Consider the following 18,887-nt stretch of genomic DNA (forward strand, 5'->3'; position numbering starts at 1 on the left):
AATAAGTTATTTTAACAAGTAAAATAGATAACTTAATTAGTGTGATTGGTATTAGCTAACGCTTAGCTTTTTCATTTATCTACAAAATCAGAGTATTACGGAGTAAAAAGGCAACATCCACATAAATAGTTAATTAATGTACGTGGACTGTTGTCTCAATTTTAGGTTTATTTAGCGCCTACTTGTCACCTTTTTTATCGTCTGAGTTAGCATCCGTATTTTCTTTATATTCACCTTCTTTATGCGCATTTACTTGTTCAGATAACGTTTCTTCTTCGAGACGTTTTTGCTCCGCTTCCTTTTTCTTAGTTAGTGCTATCTCTTGAAGTCGACTATTTTCAGCTGCTTTTTTCTCTGTCAGTGCTTTTTCTTGAAGTCGTTTTTTTTCAGCTATTTTTTCCTCAGCCAACGCTGTCTCTTCAACGCGCTTTTTCTCTGCCGCTAATGCTTCTTCTTCACGGCGTACTTTATCCATCGCGCGTTGTGCTGCTTCTTCTGCCTCTTTAACTGCTCGCGCTTCTGCTGCTGCTTGTGCCGCGGCTTTAGCTTCTGCTTTTGCAATTGCTTTCGCTTTACGCTCTGCTTCATCGTCTATTGCCCGTTGAATAACTGCTTCGTCTTGTGCTTCTTGTGGCAATAAACTGATTAATTCAATACCGACTGGAAAGTTCATTACTTCTAAACCTGAAACGATCGTTACTTGACCTTCTTTTGTTAAATAAACCAATGGCATTGCCGTTTCACCATAACGCTTTTTAAAGCGTTCAAAGGTAAAGTTTTCAGTAATGTTGGTCACTTTTAATATTGCACCTTTTGCCATTAAATTTGCTACTTTTGCATAAGAAACATTCTCACCAAATAAACTTAAACGCTTTAAGTAAGACTCTGATAATTGATGTCGTGCACTGGCAATATCTGCATTATTTAAACCGTATACATTATCCACACCTAGTACATCTTGAAAGTGGAAGGTAACTAAAGGGTTTAGTTGGCGGTAAGGTGACATCACTAATACGCGCCCAATACCGCTCAAGTCCATGTAGTTTGTTGCATGTTCTGAAGCTGGGTTACCAAAGTAAACGGGAATATTTTGCATGCGCGCTTTACGGATACTGTCCCAGTTATTATCCGTTAAGATTACTTTTATATTCCTTGAAATTAAAAGAGAGGCTAACTCACGTGAGAACTTAGAGGCGCCAAACATCAATAAACCTTCATTAGATCCTTCTTTAACACCTAAAAACTTAGCCCAACGACCAGCAGTTAAACTTTGAATAACCACAGTGCCAATAATGATTAAAAATACTAACGGCACAATGGAACTAGCGCCTTCTAAACCAACAGATTCTAACTTGATCGCGAATAATGATGAGATAGCAGCGGCTACAATCCCGCGAGGAGCGACCCAACTTAGAAACCATTTATCTTTTGATGTGAGATTAGTGCCAAGCCCTGAAATCCAAATACTTAAAGGACGAGCAATAAACATAACCACTAATAGTACACCTAAGCCTCCCCAACCTAGATCTAACATAGCGCTGGAGTCAAGACGTGCCGCGAGCAGGATAAATAGCGCGGATATAAGTAATACCGTTAACGTTTCTTTGAATTCCAAAATATCAGCAATATCGACGCCGCGCATATTCGCCAACCAAATTCCCATCACTGTTACTGTCAGTAATCCAGATTCTTCTTGTAAAATATTTGATGCAACAAAAATACCTAACATGATAGTTAACACGGCAGTATTGCGTAAATAATGTGGGAATAAGTTCTTTCTTATTGATAAGCCTGTTAAATAACCAGTAATGATACCTAAGCCAAAACCAATTAATAACGTTAAACCCAGCGCGTATAAAACATGCGATGTTGGATCTGCGGTAACAGCGATATATTCAAATACCAGTACGGCAAGTAAAGCGCCAATTGGGTCAATAACAATACCTTCCCAACGTAAAATACTGGCTAAATTTGATTTTGGTTGAACCGTCCGTAGCATAGGAACAATTACCGTTGGGCCAGTTACCACTACTAATGCACCGAATAGCATGGCAATAACCCAGTCAAACCCTAAAATATAGTGAGCAGCAGGGGCAATACAAGCCCAAGTAATGAAAGCACCGATCGTCACAAGGTGTGTCACCATACGTCCATGTTCTTTAATTTCTTTAAAGTTTAAGGTTAATGCACCTTCGAACAGAATAACTGCCACACCTAAAGAGATAATTGGAAATAATAAATCACCAAAAATAGCATCGGGATCTAATACCCCAAAAACAGGACCGAGCATTAAACCACACAATAAAAGCGGTAAAATAGCTGGCAAACGCAACTTCCAACCTACCCATTGACACAAAAGCGACAGCACACCAATTAATGCCAGCATGCCAGTGATGTGTTCAACCATAGTTCTTTCCTTTTTCTATTCATTGTTAAGACAATGTTTATTATTATTTAATGTGTCCGAGATAGTGCATAAATTGTAATACTCGACTGACTTCTTTTGAACCTAAGATGTAAAATTAAAAGTAGCGATGTTATGAATAAAGCGTTAATACAACTTAATATATTTTTTAGTTGCCATGTTATTTTTAATATTACTGATTAAAATTAGCCACTGCGTAAATCACGCTAAAGTAGAGTACGGATTCATTTCGACACTATTATTTTATGCATCCAATAACACTATCATTGAATTATTAAATTTTTATTTTATAGCGTTTGGATTAAAATTATTAACGAGAATCACTTAGAGTATAGTGATGTTTTTCAATCATTTATTAAATTAACTTTGATGGCTAATTTTGGAAATGCTTACCCCTATATACGTATAATAATATAGAAAGATCTTATATGGGTGTTTTAAAAAAAATAACTGACATTAATTCGCTTAAGTATTCTCCTTAACGGTGTAAGTGTCGTTGCAAATTAATGATCATTTGCGCTGTTGCCCCCCAAATTAAATGATTTTGATAAGCACAACAATAAGTGAAATGACGTTTTTTATTAGCGATTAAGTGCTGCTTGGTAAAATTCTTTCTATTTAATAGAAATGAAAAAGGCACTTCAAAACATTCTTTCACTTCATGGCGATCAATAATCACTTGCTCACTATTCTCTACAAAACCAATAAAAGGCGTGACGTGATATCCAGTAGTCGTGGTTAAAGGCGATAAGCTACCCACTAACTGTATGCTTTTTTGTTGAATACCTATCTCTTCTTGAGTTTCACGTAATGCCGTTTCTGCTAAAGAGTCATCGCTTAGTTCATATCGCCCACCAGGAAAACTAACTTGCCCAGCATGATGTCTTAAATGTAATGCACGTTGAGTTAATATCATGTGTAACCCCGTTTCACGTTGAACGAGTAGCATTAATATCGCGGCTTTTTTTAATGGTTTTTTTTGTGTTAATTGCAATTGTGCAAGATGAGAAGAAGGGGCAGTTGAGTTTGCTTGTTGTAAAATGAAACGACTAAGAAAGTGTTGTTTATTCATGTCTTATAACCTTCTCCTGTGACTGTTTGCTAGTGTTTATTGACAGCCGTTATTTCATTACGTTACGTTTATACCTACTTATTAAAGTAAGCTATATCCCATTTTAATACAATGTTATTAATAGTAATTCCATGAAGAAACTCGCCTTATTTTAATTACATAGCATTAAATTAAGCTCATTTTATAACGTGAAGAAGATGAAAACGAAAGTAAAAAATAAGAGCCTGAAATATGAATGACAGGCTTCTCAAGATAAAGATAAAGACTAAATACACAGAGGCGACTAGTTCAAAGGTGTAATCACCTTTTTAGCAATTAACAAAGCACGTTTTGGAGCAGGGTGGCCTTCAACGGTTTTAGTTGCATCGTTCGGATCTAAATAATCTTCTAAAGATTCATTAGTCATCCACGCGGTACTGCGTTGTTCGCCGGTTAAAGTATCGTTAATATCAACAATACGAACGTCTTCGAACCCACACTTTTCAACCCATAGCTTTAATGCTTTTGCGCTTGGTAAAAACCAAATGTTACGCATTTTAGCGTAACGATCAAAAGGCACTAATACCTCGTTTTCATCACCTTCAATGACTAAGGTTTCTAATACTAATTCACCGCCTTCAACCAACTGGTCTTGCAGTTGTGTAATATGATCCATGGGTGATTTACGATGGTATAAAACACCCATTGAAAATACCGTATCAAAGGCTTCCAATTTAGGCAGTTCTTGAATACCTAATGGTAATAAATGTACGTTTTGATCTTTATTCGCAAAGTGACGCACCGCTTCAAACTGGCATAAAAACAACTCGCTCGGGTCGATGCCTACTACAAATTCAGCACCTTCACCGCGCATACGCCACATGTGGTAACCACTTCCGCAACCCACATCTAATACATAACGATATTTAAGCGGGCTGATATGCGGTAAAACACGATCCCATTTCCAATCACTGCGCCATTCTGTGTCGATATGCAGGCCATGAATATGGAAAGGCCCTTTACGCCAAGGGTGAAATTTCTGTAATAGATTTTCTAATTTCTTCGTTTCGCCTGTTGATAGTTCAGACCCATTACCGATGCGCACTTCATCTTTGAGTTCAATATGCTCAGTTTTAATGTTTGGAAACTTATTTAATACACGTATCCAACTTGCTAAAGTGCCATGGACATGAATATTTTCCCATTCATGTAACTGTGCAGGTAAAGTACGCAACCAATGGTTTAAACGGTTTTTAGCGATAATGCTGTAAAAGTTATTGAAGTCGATCATGTGATGCCTTGCTACGATTAATGTATTTAATATTAAGAGTTTATTTAATGCTAAGAATTTACTTAATGCTAAGAATTGATCCAAAATTAAAATACTGATACCAAAGATCGTTATGCTTAAATCCAGCTTGTTGTAAACGCGCATAATGTTGCTCAACGGTATCGGAAATCAGCACATTGTCGAGAGATGAACGCTTCTGACTTATTTCTAATTCGCTATAACCATGGCTGCGTTTAAAGTCTAAATGCAGATCCACTAACAATTGATTGTTGGTTGCGTCATTAAAAATAAACTTTTCAGACAGCACTAATACACCGCCCGGCAATAACCCTTGGTAAATATTAGTTAATAAAGAAAGGCGTTTTTCAGGGGTTAAAAATTGCAGAGTGAAATTAAGCACAACCACAGAGGCATTTTCAATCTTAATATTACAAATATCGTCTTGTAATACAGTGACCGGAATATCTGATTTATACGCTTTAATATGTTGCTGGCAAGATTCAACCATCGCCGATGAATTATCAACAGAGATTATTTTACAGCCCGTCTTTTCATCCAAACCGCGACGCATCGATAACGTCGCTGCGCCCAATGAACAACCCAAGTCATACAGGTTAGAGTTATCAACAGCACAACGTTGTGTGATCATTCCAATACTATTAATAATGTTTTCATAACCTGGGACAGAGCGTTTGATCATGTCTGGAAAGACTTGCACAACTTGCTGATCAAAACTAAAGCTATCTACTTTATCTAGTGGTTGGCTAAAAATATTGTCGGTTTGGCTCATAAGGCTGCCTAATTATTTAAGGTTAAACGGTGTTATTGATGACGTATTGCCGCGCATTTTACTTAAATTGTGTGGCAGGGTCATTTTTTTATTTAAGCATATGACTCTCAGTGGTTTTCTTCTATAATACGTGCAATTATTTTTGTAACGTATTTAAAAACAGGAATCGATAATGCGCACTATGTATTGTGGTGAAGTGACCGAAGCAAATATTGGTCAAGAAGTTGAGTTAGTAGGTTGGATAAACAAACAGCGCGATTTAGGTGGTGTGACGTTTTTAGATGTACGTGACCGTGAGGGTATTGTTCAAGTATTTTTTGATGGTGATACACCAGAAGCAACAGCCGTTGCTGCAACAGTACGTAATGAGTTTTGTATTAAAATGAAAGGGCTTGTTCGTGCTCGTCCAGAAGGTCAAGTGAACAAAAACATGACAACAGGTGGCATTGAAATCTGTGGTCTTGAGCTTGAAGTTTTAAACCGTGCTAAACCTTCTCCATTAGATAGTAACCAAACAAACTCAGAAGAGCAGCGTTTACGTTACCGTTACCTAGATTTACGTCGCCCTGAAATGGCTGAACGTATGGTATTCCGCTCTAAAGTCAGTAGCTTTGTTCGTCGTTTCTTAGACGACAATGGTTTCTTAGATGTTGAAACACCAATATTAACCAAAGCGACACCAGAAGGTGCACGTGACTATTTAGTGCCAAGCCGTACGCATAAAGGTCAATTCTTTGCTTTACCGCAATCACCACAATTATTTAAACAATTGTTGATGATGTCTGGTTTAGACAAATATTACCAAATTGTAAAATGTTTCCGTGATGAAGATTTACGTGCTGACCGTCAGCCTGAATTTACACAAATAGATATTGAAACATCATTCATGACCGGTGATCAGGTCATGGAAAAAACAGAAGAGATGGTCGTTAAACTTTTCAAAGAAATGTTAGATGTTGACTTAGGTTCATTCCCTAAAATGACTTACGCAGAAGCAATGCGTCGTTTTGGTAGTGACAAACCTGATTTACGTATCGATTTTGAATTAGTTGACGTAGCCGACTTATTAAAAGAAGTTGAATTCAACGTATTCTCTGGCCCTGCTAATGATGCCGATAGCCGTGTTGCGGTTATTTGTGTACCAGGCGGCGCAAAACTGTCTCGTAAAAATATCGATGAATACGGTAAATTCGTCACTATCTACGGTGCTAAAGGCTTAGCATGGATGAAAGTGAACGAAGTCGCTAAAGGCCTTGAAGGTGTTCAATCACCAATCGCTAAATTCTTAAATGAAGAGATTGTTGCTGAGTTACTTAAACGTACCAATGCACAAGATGGCGATATCATTATGTTTGGCGCAGACAAAGCAAACGTAGTCGCTGAAGCAATTGGTGCATTACGTCTGAAAGTCTCTGAAGATCTTGGTTTAATTAAAGATGAGTGGAAACCACTTTGGGTGATTGAATTCCCAATGTTTGAACCATTAGAAGACGGCGCATTAACGCCAATTCATCACCCATTTACTGCCCCATTAAACATGACACCAGCAGAACTAGAAGCGAGCCCAGTAGGCGCACTTTCTGATGCTTACGACATGGTATTAAACGGTTGTGAGTTAGGCGGTGGTTCAGTACGTATTCACAAACAAGATATGCAAGCAGCGATTTTCCGCATCTTGAATATCTCTGATGAAGAAGCTTTAGATAAATTTGGTTTCTTATTAGAAGCATTACAATATGGTGCTCCACCACATGCTGGTTTAGCATTTGGTTTAGACCGCATCGTGATGTTGATGACAGGTTCAAGTTCAATTCGTGAAGTGATTGCCTTCCCGAAAACAGCGTCAGCGGCATGCCCGTTAACTAACGCACCGGGTTTTGCTAATCCAGCAGCGCTTGCTGAGTTAAATATTGCGGTTGTTAAGACTGAGAAAGAAGAAGCTAAAAAAGAAGATTAATCTTTTTAAAAAATAGCTTTAGAAAAGGGAGGTGATATCGCTAGAAGTAGTGATGTTATCTCCCTTTTTTGTTTTCGATTTTTTTTTGACCCTTTATTTTACAGTCGATTGACTCACATTTAATTACTTGGCTATTTTATTTTGACCCATCCCTACTTTATTCAGGGTATAAGCCTAGTACCTTACTTCATAGGTCAATTGGTTATATGTTTTCATTGTTGCATCTCTGCCGGAGAAAAAGTGATTAGCATATAGCGAACTACCGACTTTTCCTGCCTATTCAAGTTACGCACTTACTATTTGAATCTAAGCCTTTTATTATCTTTTTTTAATAACAGATATCACTTCAAAATCGAATCATAATAATTAATTTGATATTTTTAAGGCGCATCGTGAATATATTATGCCTCTTTATGGTACAAAAATGTTCGTTAAGGGTGCATCGTTAAAAAAAATATTTAATTTTATTTTTTAAGTTTCTGAAATTTAAAGGATAATTTTTTTTGAAAAGTTGGCATATTTATCGCCTTATATTGTTCAACAATGATTGTTCAACAATGATTGTTCAACAATGATTGTTCAACAATATAAGGAAAGTATTATGAATATTATAAAGAAAAGAAAATCCCTCTTAAAAGCCCTCAGTATTGGTCTTGTTTTGTTAAGTGGAAATGCAATAGCCAAAGAAACATTAACAGTTGGCACAGACTTAACTTATCCACCATATAACTACTTAAATGGAAAAACTCCATCAGGTTTTGATGCAGATTTTATGCGTTTAGTTGCTAAGGAGTTAGGTCAAGAGGTTAAGTTTTTAGACACTCGATTTGCCAACCTAGTTTTGGGAGTTAATTTAAAAAAGTTTGATGTTATTGCATCAACTCTTTACGTTACTCCAGAACGTGCTGAACAGATCGATTACATTCCATATATGAAAACAGGAGGTGTAATTTTAGCTGCTAAGAATGGTGAATTTACTCCTACGAAGCCAGCAGATTTATGTGGAAAACGTGTAAGTTCAATTCAAGGTGCTGCTTGGATTAAGAAATTAAATGTAGTTTCCTCTGAAGAATGTCTACCGAAAGGGCTAAGTAAAATAGATGTCCGCGAATTTCCAACTTCACCAGAAGCTAGCCAAGCGTTGATCGCTGGTAATGTTGATGCGCAGTTTGAAGATGCAGCGGTAGCACAAAATGCGGCTGATAAATCAGGAAGGTTAGTGTTAACTAGTGATATTATTTATCCTGTTGTTGTTGGTCTTGGTCTTAAAAAAGGTAATGCAGAGCTTAAATCAAAATTAGCTTCTGCTGTCGCTAATGTAGAAAAAAGTGATGCATTCAAAAAATTACTTCTCGAATACAGCGTATCTACGCCTAACGAAAAAGAAGTAAAAGCAGCCCTAGATGGCACTTTATAATACTACATTAATTGGCTCTAGCTAAATGCAGGGCCAATTAGGAGATCGATATGCAATTTGATTGGACTTACTTCTTTAGCCTATTTACATATATTGATTTTTGGGAAGCTTCACTATTAGTTGTGCAACTAAGTGTATTAACCTGGATTTTCGGAAATGTTATTGGAATAATTCTAGCGTTGGCTAAACAATCACATTTTAAAACGCTAAGTTTAATAGTGAGCACTTACATTTGGCTATTTCGAAGCTTGCCACTCATTGTGTTAATTATTTTTATATACAATATGCCTTTATTCATTCCATCCAGCGCTGAATGGTTGTCATCACCATTCACATCAGGGCTAATTGCATTGATTGCTAGTGAAGCAGCTTATATCGCAGAAATTCATAGAGGTGGATTATCATCAGTAAATAAAGGACAAACAGAAGCTGGTAAGGCATTGGGGATCTCCTTTGCAGGTATCCAAAGAATTATTATTATACCGCAAGCATTTAAGACAGCTCTTCCGTCACTTTCCAATGAATTTGTCACTATTGTTAAATTGACTTCTTTGGTTTCAGTGATCTCTCTTTCCGAAATTCTGATGGTTGGTCAACGCCTGTATACACAAAACTTTAAAGTGATGGAAAGTTTGCTTGCAGTTGCATGCTATTACGTGGCTATTGTCAGCATATTCGATTGGATGATCCACTATATTGAGAAGTGGTTTGATGTAAGCAATAAAAAAACTGTTTCCACTAGTGATGCTGAAATTGAATCATCTAAAATCCAACAAACTTACAAAGCTACACCTACATATTCGACAGGTGCAACGCCAATAGTTATGCTTGCTTCTGTAAAAAAATCGTATGGTAGTAAAGAAGTATTAAAAGGCATAGATTTAAAAATTAAAAAAGGAGAAGTCATTTCAATTATTGGCCCATCAGGTTCAGGAAAAACTACTCTTATTCGTACCATTAATGGCATGGAAATGTTAAATGATGGGGAAATCATTATTGAAGGCAATTCTTTTTTAACGCCAACTCCAACAGGTAGACCAGGTAAAAGTTATTATGAACATATTCACAGAATAGGAATGGTTTTCCAAGGGTTTAACCTTTTTCCACATAAAACAGTTCTAGCCAATATCATGATCGCACCCATGTATCACAAACATGGCAACGAACAAGAGATAAAAAACTTTGCTCTCTCATTATTGCATAAAGTAGGATTAATTGAGCATGCTCATAAATACCCGCATCAATTATCAGGTGGGCAGCAGCAGCGAGTAGCGATTGCTAGGGCTTTAGCAATGAAACCCGATATTATGTTATTTGATGAACCAACTTCTGCATTAGATCCTGAATTAGTAGGAGAAGTATTGAAAGTTATTGAACAACTTGCGTTAGAAGGAATGACTATGGTTATTGTTACTCATGAAATGCAATTTGCCTTCAAAGTTTCTAATCGTGTGGTATTCATGGAAGAGGGTGAAATTAAAGCAATTGATAAACCTAGTCTTCTGCTCAAATCTAGAGATCCAAGATTGACACAATTCTTATCAAACCAACAACATGCACTTAGTCAAATAGAGGACAATAATGTTCCCAGTTAAACTTGATAAACAATACGACCACCTACCTGCGTTCGAAAGAGTAACTAATTTACTTAGAGATGAAATGATAGCGGGCAAGATTACCGTAGGACAAACGTTAGGAGAACTTGAATTATCAGAAAGACTTGAATCATCAAGAAACACAATCAGAGAAGCTTTACGTCAATTGTTATGCGAAGGTCTTGTCGATTATCAACGCAATAAAGGTGTGACGGTAAGAAGGTTAGAATACAACGATGTAAAAGATATCTATACAGTACGTAGAACATTGGAATTACAAGCATTGCTCAGTACTCGTGACATCAAAAAAGAAATTCTTTTTGGAATGGAAGAATCACTGAATAAAGTAGAAGCTGCTGTTGCTGTAGGAAATTGGACTGAAGTTGCAACCAACAGTTTACGCTTCCATCAATCTATCGTTAGTATTTTGGGGAGTCAACGATTCGACTCTTTTTTTGCAACAATCATCGCTCAATTACGTTTGTTATTTGCCAATGCGCCTGATGAAAAGTACTTCCAGCAACCTTGGGTAGAGAAAGACAGAGACATTCTCAATCGCTTATTGTCAGGAGATAGACAAAGCACGTCAGAACGTCTTGCACTTTATCTTGATGAATCAGAGCAGAAACTATTAAAACTATATAACCAAGAGGAATGACCATGACTAAATTTTTTCCAGCTGCATATCAAGCTAATGAAGGCTCAGCATTAAAGGTTAATAAAACTTTTTATAAGCGTCTTGCCGAGGAAACTGATAAACGCAAATTAGTAAAATCAATACATATTCCAATTCGAACAGGGCAAGCTTGGACTGTTCCTGCTGGTCATATCTTTCGTGTCGTGGCAACAGAAGGTGCTCAGGTTGGTGATTTCAATATGTGGAATCTAAACAACCCTCGCGAAAGAATGTGGGCTTCTCGAACTCGTCAATTGCAAGGCGCGCACGTTTCAACTTACGACCGCTTATGGTCTAACCTTCCTTTTATTCGTCCAATGGCTACCATAACAGCAGATAGTCTTGCGGATTATGGGGTAGATGAGCACGGCGCTCGAGTCCATGATTTACTGGGCACTCGTTGTGACCCTTATATCAATAAACTCCTTACCAATGAGGATTTTGATTTCCATTGCCATTCAAACTTAACCAGAGCAATTTTGCCTTACGGTCTCACTGAATTCGATGTACATGATGTACTAAACGTTTTTCAATGTACTGGTCTTAATGAAAATGATGATTATTTCATGAAGGCATGTCCTGCTAAAAAAGGTGATTATCTAGAGTTTTTTGCAGAAATAGATTTACTGTGTGCTATTTCAACCTGTCCAGGAGGTGACCTATCAGTACATCTATGGGGACCTGATGCTGAAGATCCACTTAAAGTTTGTCGCCCACTTAGCATTGAAATTTACGAACTTGACAGTGAGCTGTTAACCGATTGGGAGCCACCGAAATCTCCTGATTATAAAGGCAATCATGGTCTTGGATTTCCTAAGTGGGAAGACCAACCTGAAGCTAAGACTACACCGTAGATCATTAACTTTATGTGCATGTTTGATGATTTAAAAGAACAAATATAAAGTGATTTTTAATACAATCAACAGGTTAATAATGAACTGTTGATTGTATGGGCAATAAAGAAACTTCGAATATTTATAAATTGTGGCATAGGTGAAAGTTGAGTTCACGGAAAATTAGTCAAAATAAAATTATCATCGTTGTAGCTTCGTCCGTCACAAGTGAAGAAAGTAGCGGACACCCATCTACTTTGAATTAATTTAAAATCTAAACTATCTTTTAGATGCGCTTATTGTTGCATTTAGGGGGTAGTTTATTATGACTCAATCTCGCCAATCACAAGTATCGTTATCTGATACACCTTATTACCATTGTATTTCACGCTGTGTTCGCCGCGCTTACTTATGCGGGGAAGATAAGTACACTGAAAAGTCTTTTGAACATCGCCGTCAGTGGGTTGTTGAGCGAATGCATTACCTCGCTTCTCTTTTTAATATTGATATCTGCGCTTACGCTATCATGTCCAACCATTATCACCTCGTACTGCACATAGATGAGCAACATAATGAAAGCTTAACGCATGAAGAAGTTTGTGAGCGTTGGTGTCAACTCTATTCAACACCTGTATTAGTTGAGCGTTGGCAATCCGAGCAAACCACCTCAGAAGCAGAAAATAAAGCCGCATTAACTATTATTAATGGGTGGAGAGGGCGATTAGCTGATATCTCATGGTTTATGCGCTGTTTAAATGAATTCATTGCGCGGAAAGCGAATAAAGAAGATGAATGTTCAGGTCGTTTCTGGGAGGGAAGATTCAAGTCTCAAGCATTGCTAGACGAAGATGCGTTATTAACCTGTATGGCCTATGTTGACCTAAATCCAATCCGCGCCAAAATGGCAGTTAGCGTTGAAACATCAGAATATACATCAGCTTATGAGCGCCTATTACCTTGCAAAAAAGCTGGTGTTACTCAGCAACAAGAAAAGCCACTAGAATACGCTTTTACTAAAAAACTTTTATTTGGTTTCGTAGGTGACGAAAATGAACAATCAACTCAAGGTATTCCATTTTCATTATTAGATTATATTGAGTTAGTGGATTGGAGTGGCCGTATCATTAGAGAAGATAAACGTGGTGCGATTTCAAGCCAACGTCCAAGAATACTCTCCACTCTTGGTTTAGATAATGATACTTGGTTATCACTAGCAAGTAGTTTTGGAAAAGATTATCACGGTGCAGTGGGCTCTTTAGAAGCATTAGCGGCTTATGCCGGTAATACAGGCAAGCGTTGGATAGCTAGTAAAAATGAATTACGGCTGCATTAACTAGTCTATTTTTCTATTCAATACATAATAAAGATATTATTAGCAGCGGCTAAAATTAGTGATATCTGAAAAAACTATTATTTACTTCAATTTCGATTAATTGTAATTTTTTATTATCAACCAGTATCTTTTTGTTAGCGATTCAATTTATTACCAATAATCAGCAACGTTATTTGTAAATTTTAAATTAATGGATGTCCAAGTTTACGTCCATCCAAGTTTACGACACGTCCAAAAAGAAAAAACGCAAAACAGCACCAATTTACTCGTCGGTGAACGAAGCGTTATATTACAATAATTATCAGAGGGGTTCATGGAAGGACAATCTCAAATTTATTTAGAAAAATACCTCAAGAAAGGAAAATAGGGTCGGTCTTGTTTTTTACCTTTTAAAAATACGACATCAAAATTCCAAGAAAAACGATGCTCGATGTGGCTACAACTCTCTCTCCGTAAAGCTTTCCCAAGCGATAAATGACTTTCAGCAACAGCAAACACGACGTTTGCTGTAAGTTCATTCAGCACATGGATGTGCTGAATGAGCTGATGCATTAAGAAAGGCAATTAGCGTTTGGATAAGAAAGTGATGCGGTGGCCAGTTTCTTTGCATCCTTTCTTTTCTGGTAAAAGAAAGGATGTCGCCGACAGGGTGAAATCTCAGCTGATAATAATCTAATTGCCCAAATGAGCGTAGACGAACCCAGAAAAGGCAGGACACCCAAACCTTTTAGCTAAAACTTAAATACACTCCAAAGGTAACTATGTAGGATTATTTATAGATATCATATAATTGCAACTAACTGTATCAGTTCAGACTGTATTTTTCCTAGGTGGTTAACTTTACTTCGTTTCTTCTTTTTTATTGTTTTCTTCAAGTTCGGTCGCTTCAACTTCTTCTGACTTTACTTCAGTATCAGTTGTTTCAGTTTCTTCTGATTTAGCTTCCGTTATAATGGTCTCAACTTCTTCTGACTTTACTTCAGTATCAATGGTTTCAGCTTCTTCAGCTTCTTCAGGTTTAACTTCAGTGTCAGTTGTTTCAGCTTCTTCAGATTTTACTTCAGTATCAATGGTTTCAGCTTCTTCAGATTTTACTTTAGTGTCGCTTGTTTCAACTCCTTCAGATTTTACTTCAGTGTCAGTTGCTTCATCTTTTTCCGGTTTAATTTCAGTTTCAGCTACTTCAGTTTCAGCTACTTCAGTTTCAGCTATTTCAATTTCTTCATCAGTGTTATCTGATTGTTTTAATAATGGAAATTGAGTTGTTGCGGTTTCACCCAATAGTGACTGTGATTGATCTGCCATGTGATTGTAAAGAGCTTGATAGCTATTCGCCACTTGTCCCATTAGTTCTGCGCTACTATTAAAGTGGTCATTGACTTGTGCTTTGTATTTTTCTAATTCTATTTTGTTTTTATCAAGCTCTTCTTGTTGTTTAGACGCTTTGCTTTTACCAAGTGTTAAATGATAAATAAGAAAGCCAATAAGACCACCGGCAATAAGCGCTAAGAGCAAAGGTACCAATTCATTTGATTCGTTCATATTTATTTCCCTATATTAATATTGTTATGGATGATAAGCATCAAGACTATTTAATGATCAAAGTTATTCTGTAATGGGTTAATAGTTGCTTAATTATACTATAAATAGTTTTCAAATCAGGTGATCAAAAGAGAAAGTGTGCAGCACCTAATAACTTAAGTGTAATATTTTTAGTTCTCTCTTTTTATCATGTCGTTATTGCATGCCAATAAATATTTGGTATCCACACTTAAAAAGTGTCATTCATCCATAAACATTGCTGTATTTAGTCATTACTCATAGCTAATTCGACTTCGATTTGTTCAACGTCGTTTTTGTTGAAAACAATGAAAGGAGGCGGCTTAAACCGAAGAAAGTATGGTTATGTATTAACATTATCAGATAAGGCAGGGCATCCAAACCTTTATCGATATTTAAAAGCAATCTACTTTTTAGTGGTAGTGTTTTTATTGCTAGGAGGTAGGGTGTTATGGCTCTATCTATGCAATCCTAGGTATCGCTGTCAGGTACGCTTTATTATTGTATTTCTTGTTGTGTTTGTTCATCGTGCGTTTTTATGTGATGAAGATAACTACTTAGGCAAATCATTTGAGTTCAGCTTTTTGCATTCGTTATTTCCTTGCCGTTATTTTCAGCTATATTTCATTCTTATTGATATTTTATGAATACTTGCCAGTTATATATGTCTGGCAAGTATTCATTATTTTTTATTATTGCGAATGTAAATTACGAATGTATATTACGTAGTGATTTTTATTCTATTTCACCAACCAAATAGGCTCCTTCTGGTCTTTCATAAGCTTCGTAATCTGGTTTAGGGTCTTGTGTCATTCTGTTGTTAATTTCAATCATTATATCCATTTCATCTGCTGGCATATAACCCTTTTTTTGAGTGGTTGACCATGTCATTGCGGCACCACCATCAGTGATAGTGCGGACAAACCGATAAGCTTGCTCAGCTTCAAACATTAGCTCAGCACCTGAACTGCTCCAAGAGAATCTGATAGGGAACCAACCATGCATAAGTGCATAATGATTACCATCAACACTATCCCAAGGTTTTTCAATCATGTGTGGGATTGTATATTCTTCATACCCCCAAGAATTAGGTGGAGCACCTTGTCCCATTGGAGTGATATGGCCATTAGTAAAGTCCATATATTCATTGGTCACTACATGTTTTATTATTTTGTATTCACGATCATCGTTATCATCTATGCCATCTGATGCTACTTTTAAGTAGTTACCATCTTCATCTTCAAAATAATGAGTTTCATAATTCACCCCTATTGCAAATGACGGATCAACACCTCTAAGCATTGCAACAAATTCAGGGATTTCTTCTTGGCCTCCAGCCATGTTTTTTGAATTATCTAACCAAAACCCATCAACTAAACCTTTGAATCTTTTAGCGTAACCTTCAACTAGATTCCTCCAAGCTACACCATGATCTCCATTCCAATTAGTATTTACATAATCATCCCATGCATCTTGAATTTCGGGGGAGTCTCTATCTGCAGCATGAGTAGGACCTGCCGTATTCAAATATAATAATACTTTCTTACCGGCAGATTTATATACATTAATAACATCAAAGATGATTTTTTCATTCTCTAAAGAAGGCACCATATCAGGATGAATAGCAGCAACATCTACGTTTTCATTATCTCTTAAAGTATATAAAAAACCATGTGCTGGATGAGTAAATGATGTAATTACATAACCAGCTGAAGGAATATTTTCAACAATTTCTTCTGCGCCAGCGACCCAATCATATTTTCCAGTTTCTACAGAAGCATCAAGTTTATAGCCGCCGTCTACGCGGTGAGTTATGCCCCAAGCACCAGCCATCCAATTAGCGGTATATTCGCTGTCTAAGCTCACCGTTTCATTAACTTCAGATGAGTCAAGGTCGCTCGTAGATTGAGTTTGATCTGCACTACTTCCACCACAGCCGATTAACATGGTAATCCCTACTAACGTTAGTAACCTTAAATTTGTTTTGGTCATTATCAATCCTAATTTGATTAAATAAGTAATAATTCATATGTGTATTTTTTAGGTAAATAGCCAAGTAATACAAAAATGATTAATTTGAAAAGAACTTAGTAGAACCCTTATATGTCATGAATATATATTAAAAGTAATCATAAATGTATATTTTTAATGTTACGCCAAAACGATCTATGGTAAGAAAAAGGCAGGATATTTAAATCTGTTGACCAATATTTAAAAGGAATTTACTTTTTAGTTGAGGAAAAAGTACAGAAAAAGACAGGACATCGAAACCTTTTAGCTACAATGTAAATGTGCTCTAAAAGGTAATTACGTAGCATTATTTACAGGTATCATATAGTCGCAATTGCAACTAACTGTGTCAGTTCAGACTATGTTTTGTCTGGATTACGAACTTTACCTCACTTCTTTTTTTAACTTCGGTTTTAGTTGTTTCAGGATCTTCTGATTTCACTTCAGTGTCAGTTGTTTCAGCTTTTTCAGATTTAATTTTCGTTGCAGCGATTTCAATTTTCTCATCAGGATTATCTGATTTTTTAATAACAGAAAATGAGTTGTTGGGGTTTCACTTCATAGTGACTGTGATTGGTCTGCCATTTTATTGTAAAGGGCTTGATAGCTATTCGCCACTATTAAAATGGGCATTGACTTGTGCTTTGTATTTTTCTAATTCTATTTTTTTATCAAGCTCTTTTTGTTGTTTAGAAGCTTTGCTTTTTCCAAGTGTTATATGATAAATGAGAAAACCAATAAGACCACCGGCAATAAGCGCTAAGCGTAAAGGTATCCAAAACTGAAAGTATGTGACATCCAGAAACTTTGATGTCTGATATTTTCAGCTCTACCTTTTAGATATATATTTATTTTTCACGGCAATAAATATTTGGCTGTCCGCAGTCAATAACTCATCCATGAACATTGCTCTATTTAGTCATTACCCATAGCTAATTCAGCTTCGATTTGTTCAACGTAATTTTTTGTTGAAAACAGTGGAAGTGGGCGACTTAAACCGAAGAAAGCATTGATATGTTTAATAGCGGGTAACTTTCCACTTTCTTTCAATACTGCCGTGGTTGTTGCCTTAAGTTCAGCTAAATCGATACGATGCTCCATGGCAAATGTTTCAACTGGTTTATACGTGGTCTTTTCTGAAAAAATATTTGCGAAGTCACTGTATCCCATTTTATATCCTTAAATATCATTGTTATTGTGGCGTTAACTCATCTTAATAAGCATATTTACAACAGTAAGAATACTACAACGCCTGAGAGTATTATACTTACCTTTCCTGTCTCTATTTCAAATAAAAAAGAACCTAATATTAAAAAGAAATTTATCAATAAGCATTAGCAAACCCTTTGAATTTGAGACGGGATATTAGCAGAATTCAAGGAGCTACGTTACTTTAATGCAGCGTAACTCTTAGTCATAATCCAGATTTTTGTCCTAAATGCTTTAGCGGTGAGGGCTCTTATCTACTCTGTGCGACTAGAGTGCAGTGGCTAAGTAATATTGACCATTACATTATAGGCAGTTAAGTCGGAAAGGGGGACAAAGCGAGTTAGAGAAATCATTTAACTCCCTAAAGTACAATGGCTCAAACTCGACCTAATACTTTAATTTTATTGGTTTTAATCAAGCCTGACAGTCACAAAATCCAGCAAAGTGGTCATTGAGCTTTTAAAAAAGATACGTTATTGCAACTTCTATTATGCTATCACTCCCTTAGTAAGATAAAAGGTTAAATCACCAAGGGAAATTTACGGCCAATGGCATAACTGCCAACAAATAATTATGTGGAATGATTCGACCCTATACAATTTCAAATAAACCCTAAATCGAAACACCCATTAGCGACTCATATACATAATCCAATCTTTGTTGAGCAGTGGAAAATTATTTTTTGACGAGTTTGGTGCGTCCACTCTGTTTCAAATGCTCAGTTCAGCGGAGTAGAAACG

The 18,887-nt window shown here is 36.6% G+C and carries 13 protein-coding genes and 1 pseudogene; 7 read left to right on the plus strand and 7 right to left on the minus strand.

Annotated features, from left to right (window positions below; all coding sequences use genetic code 11):
- Nucleotides 1–178 precede the first annotated feature (178 nt).
- The 4 genes from V6255_RS09375 to cmoA all read right to left on the minus strand — a co-directional run bounded on the left by V6255_RS09375 (nucleotide 179) and on the right by cmoA (nucleotide 5,557).
- Nucleotides 179–2,407 carry a cation:proton antiporter gene (locus V6255_RS09375; protein ID WP_341627911.1) on the minus strand — a complete coding sequence of 743 codons (2,229 nt, stop codon included), beginning with the start codon at nucleotides 2,405–2,407 and terminating at the stop codon, nucleotides 179–181.
- Nucleotides 2,408–2,903: 496 nt separating this feature from the next.
- Nucleotides 2,904–3,497, minus strand: a complete 594-nt coding sequence (locus V6255_RS09380) for a CoA pyrophosphatase (RefSeq protein ID WP_341627912.1) — start codon at nucleotides 3,495–3,497, stop codon at nucleotides 2,904–2,906.
- A gap of 283 nt (nucleotides 3,498–3,780) precedes the next feature.
- Entirely contained in the window at nucleotides 3,781–4,767 is a 987-nt protein-coding gene (cmoB, locus tag V6255_RS09385; RefSeq protein ID WP_341627913.1) for a tRNA 5-methoxyuridine(34)/uridine 5-oxyacetic acid(34) synthase CmoB, read from the minus strand.
- A gap of 58 nt (nucleotides 4,768–4,825) precedes the next feature.
- Entirely contained in the window at nucleotides 4,826–5,557 is a 732-nt protein-coding gene (gene cmoA, locus V6255_RS09390) for a carboxy-S-adenosyl-L-methionine synthase CmoA (protein WP_341627914.1), read from the minus strand.
- A 172-nt stretch (nucleotides 5,558–5,729) separates the two neighbouring features.
- On the opposite strand from cmoA, the gene aspS reads away from it, so the two are divergent.
- The 7 genes and pseudogenes from aspS to V6255_RS09420 all read left to right on the plus strand — a co-directional run bounded on the left by aspS (nucleotide 5,730) and on the right by V6255_RS09420 (nucleotide 13,368).
- Nucleotides 5,730–7,514: an aspartate--tRNA ligase gene (aspS, locus tag V6255_RS09395; RefSeq protein WP_025562262.1), complete on the plus strand. Its 1,785-nt coding sequence runs from the start codon at nucleotides 5,730–5,732 to the stop codon at nucleotides 7,512–7,514.
- A 601-nt stretch (nucleotides 7,515–8,115) separates the two neighbouring features.
- The gene (locus tag V6255_RS09400) at nucleotides 8,116–8,931 is read left to right on the plus strand and encodes an ABC transporter substrate-binding protein (RefSeq protein ID WP_341627915.1); all 816 of its coding nucleotides are present in this window, start codon (nucleotides 8,116–8,118) and stop codon (nucleotides 8,929–8,931) included.
- Nucleotides 8,932–8,981: 50 nt separating this feature from the next.
- Nucleotides 8,982–9,629: pseudogene (locus tag V6255_RS19310) on the plus strand (amino acid ABC transporter permease); the annotation flags it as partial.
- Nucleotides 9,630–9,749: 120 nt separating this feature from the next.
- Nucleotides 9,750–10,526: an amino acid ABC transporter ATP-binding protein gene (locus V6255_RS19315; protein WP_425355922.1), complete on the plus strand. Its 777-nt coding sequence runs from the start codon at nucleotides 9,750–9,752 to the stop codon at nucleotides 10,524–10,526.
- Nucleotides 10,513–11,184: a GntR family transcriptional regulator gene (locus tag V6255_RS09410; protein WP_341627917.1), complete on the plus strand. Its 672-nt coding sequence runs from the start codon at nucleotides 10,513–10,515 to the stop codon at nucleotides 11,182–11,184. The genes V6255_RS19315 and V6255_RS09410 overlap by 14 nt, the downstream gene beginning before the upstream one ends.
- Nucleotides 11,185–11,186: 2 nt before the next feature.
- Nucleotides 11,187–12,056, plus strand: coding sequence for an urea carboxylase-associated family protein (locus V6255_RS09415; RefSeq protein WP_341627918.1), 870 nt, complete (start codon nucleotides 11,187–11,189; stop codon nucleotides 12,054–12,056).
- 304 nt (nucleotides 12,057–12,360) lie between these two features.
- The gene (locus V6255_RS09420) at nucleotides 12,361–13,368 is read left to right on the plus strand and encodes a hypothetical protein (protein WP_341627919.1); all 1,008 of its coding nucleotides are present in this window, start codon (nucleotides 12,361–12,363) and stop codon (nucleotides 13,366–13,368) included.
- 840 nt (nucleotides 13,369–14,208) lie between these two features.
- Here the strand turns inward: V6255_RS09420 and V6255_RS09425 are convergent.
- From V6255_RS09425 to V6255_RS09435, 3 genes are all read right to left on the minus strand, one after another.
- Nucleotides 14,209–14,910 carry a YhcB family protein gene (locus V6255_RS09425; protein ID WP_341627920.1) on the minus strand — a complete coding sequence of 234 codons (702 nt, stop codon included), beginning with the start codon at nucleotides 14,908–14,910 and terminating at the stop codon, nucleotides 14,209–14,211.
- Between the two features lie 753 nt (nucleotides 14,911–15,663).
- A complete protein-coding gene (locus V6255_RS09430; RefSeq protein WP_341627921.1) occupies nucleotides 15,664–16,920 on the minus strand; it encodes a hypothetical protein in 1,257 nt (418 codons plus the stop codon).
- 933 nt (nucleotides 16,921–17,853) lie between these two features.
- Nucleotides 17,854–18,108 (minus strand): hypothetical protein, encoded by a 255-nt coding sequence (locus V6255_RS09435; RefSeq protein WP_341627922.1) that lies wholly within the window; start codon nucleotides 18,106–18,108, stop codon nucleotides 17,854–17,856.
- Nucleotides 18,109–18,887 lie beyond the last annotated feature (779 nt).

This window comes from Psychromonas arctica, assembly GCF_038155225.1.
GTDB lineage: Bacteria > Pseudomonadota > Gammaproteobacteria > Enterobacterales > Psychromonadaceae > Psychromonas > Psychromonas arctica_B.

Coding starts and splice junctions, on each gene's coding strand:
- V6255_RS09375 (WP_341627911.1), bottom strand. CDS start 2,407: ATGGTTGAACACATCACTGGCATGCTGGCATTAATTGGTGTGCTGTCG.
- V6255_RS09380 (WP_341627912.1), bottom strand. CDS start 3,497: ATGAATAAACAACACTTTCTTAGTCGTTTCATTTTACAACAAGCAAAC.
- cmoB (WP_341627913.1), bottom strand. CDS start 4,767: ATGATCGACTTCAATAACTTTTACAGCATTATCGCTAAAAACCGTTTA.
- cmoA (WP_341627914.1), bottom strand. CDS start 5,557: ATGAGCCAAACCGACAATATTTTTAGCCAACCACTAGATAAAGTAGAT.
- aspS (WP_025562262.1), top strand. CDS start 5,730: ATGCGCACTATGTATTGTGGTGAAGTGACCGAAGCAAATATTGGTCAA.
- V6255_RS09400 (WP_341627915.1), top strand. CDS start 8,116: ATGAATATTATAAAGAAAAGAAAATCCCTCTTAAAAGCCCTCAGTATT.
- V6255_RS09410 (WP_341627917.1), top strand. CDS start 10,513: ATGTTCCCAGTTAAACTTGATAAACAATACGACCACCTACCTGCGTTC.
- V6255_RS09415 (WP_341627918.1), top strand. CDS start 11,187: ATGACTAAATTTTTTCCAGCTGCATATCAAGCTAATGAAGGCTCAGCA.
- V6255_RS09420 (WP_341627919.1), top strand. CDS start 12,361: ATGACTCAATCTCGCCAATCACAAGTATCGTTATCTGATACACCTTAT.
- V6255_RS09425 (WP_341627920.1), bottom strand. CDS start 14,910: ATGAACGAATCAAATGAATTGGTACCTTTGCTCTTAGCGCTTATTGCC.
- V6255_RS09430 (WP_341627921.1), bottom strand. CDS start 16,920: ATGACCAAAACAAATTTAAGGTTACTAACGTTAGTAGGGATTACCATG.
- V6255_RS09435 (WP_341627922.1), bottom strand. CDS start 18,108: ATGGGATACAGTGACTTCGCAAATATTTTTTCAGAAAAGACCACGTAT.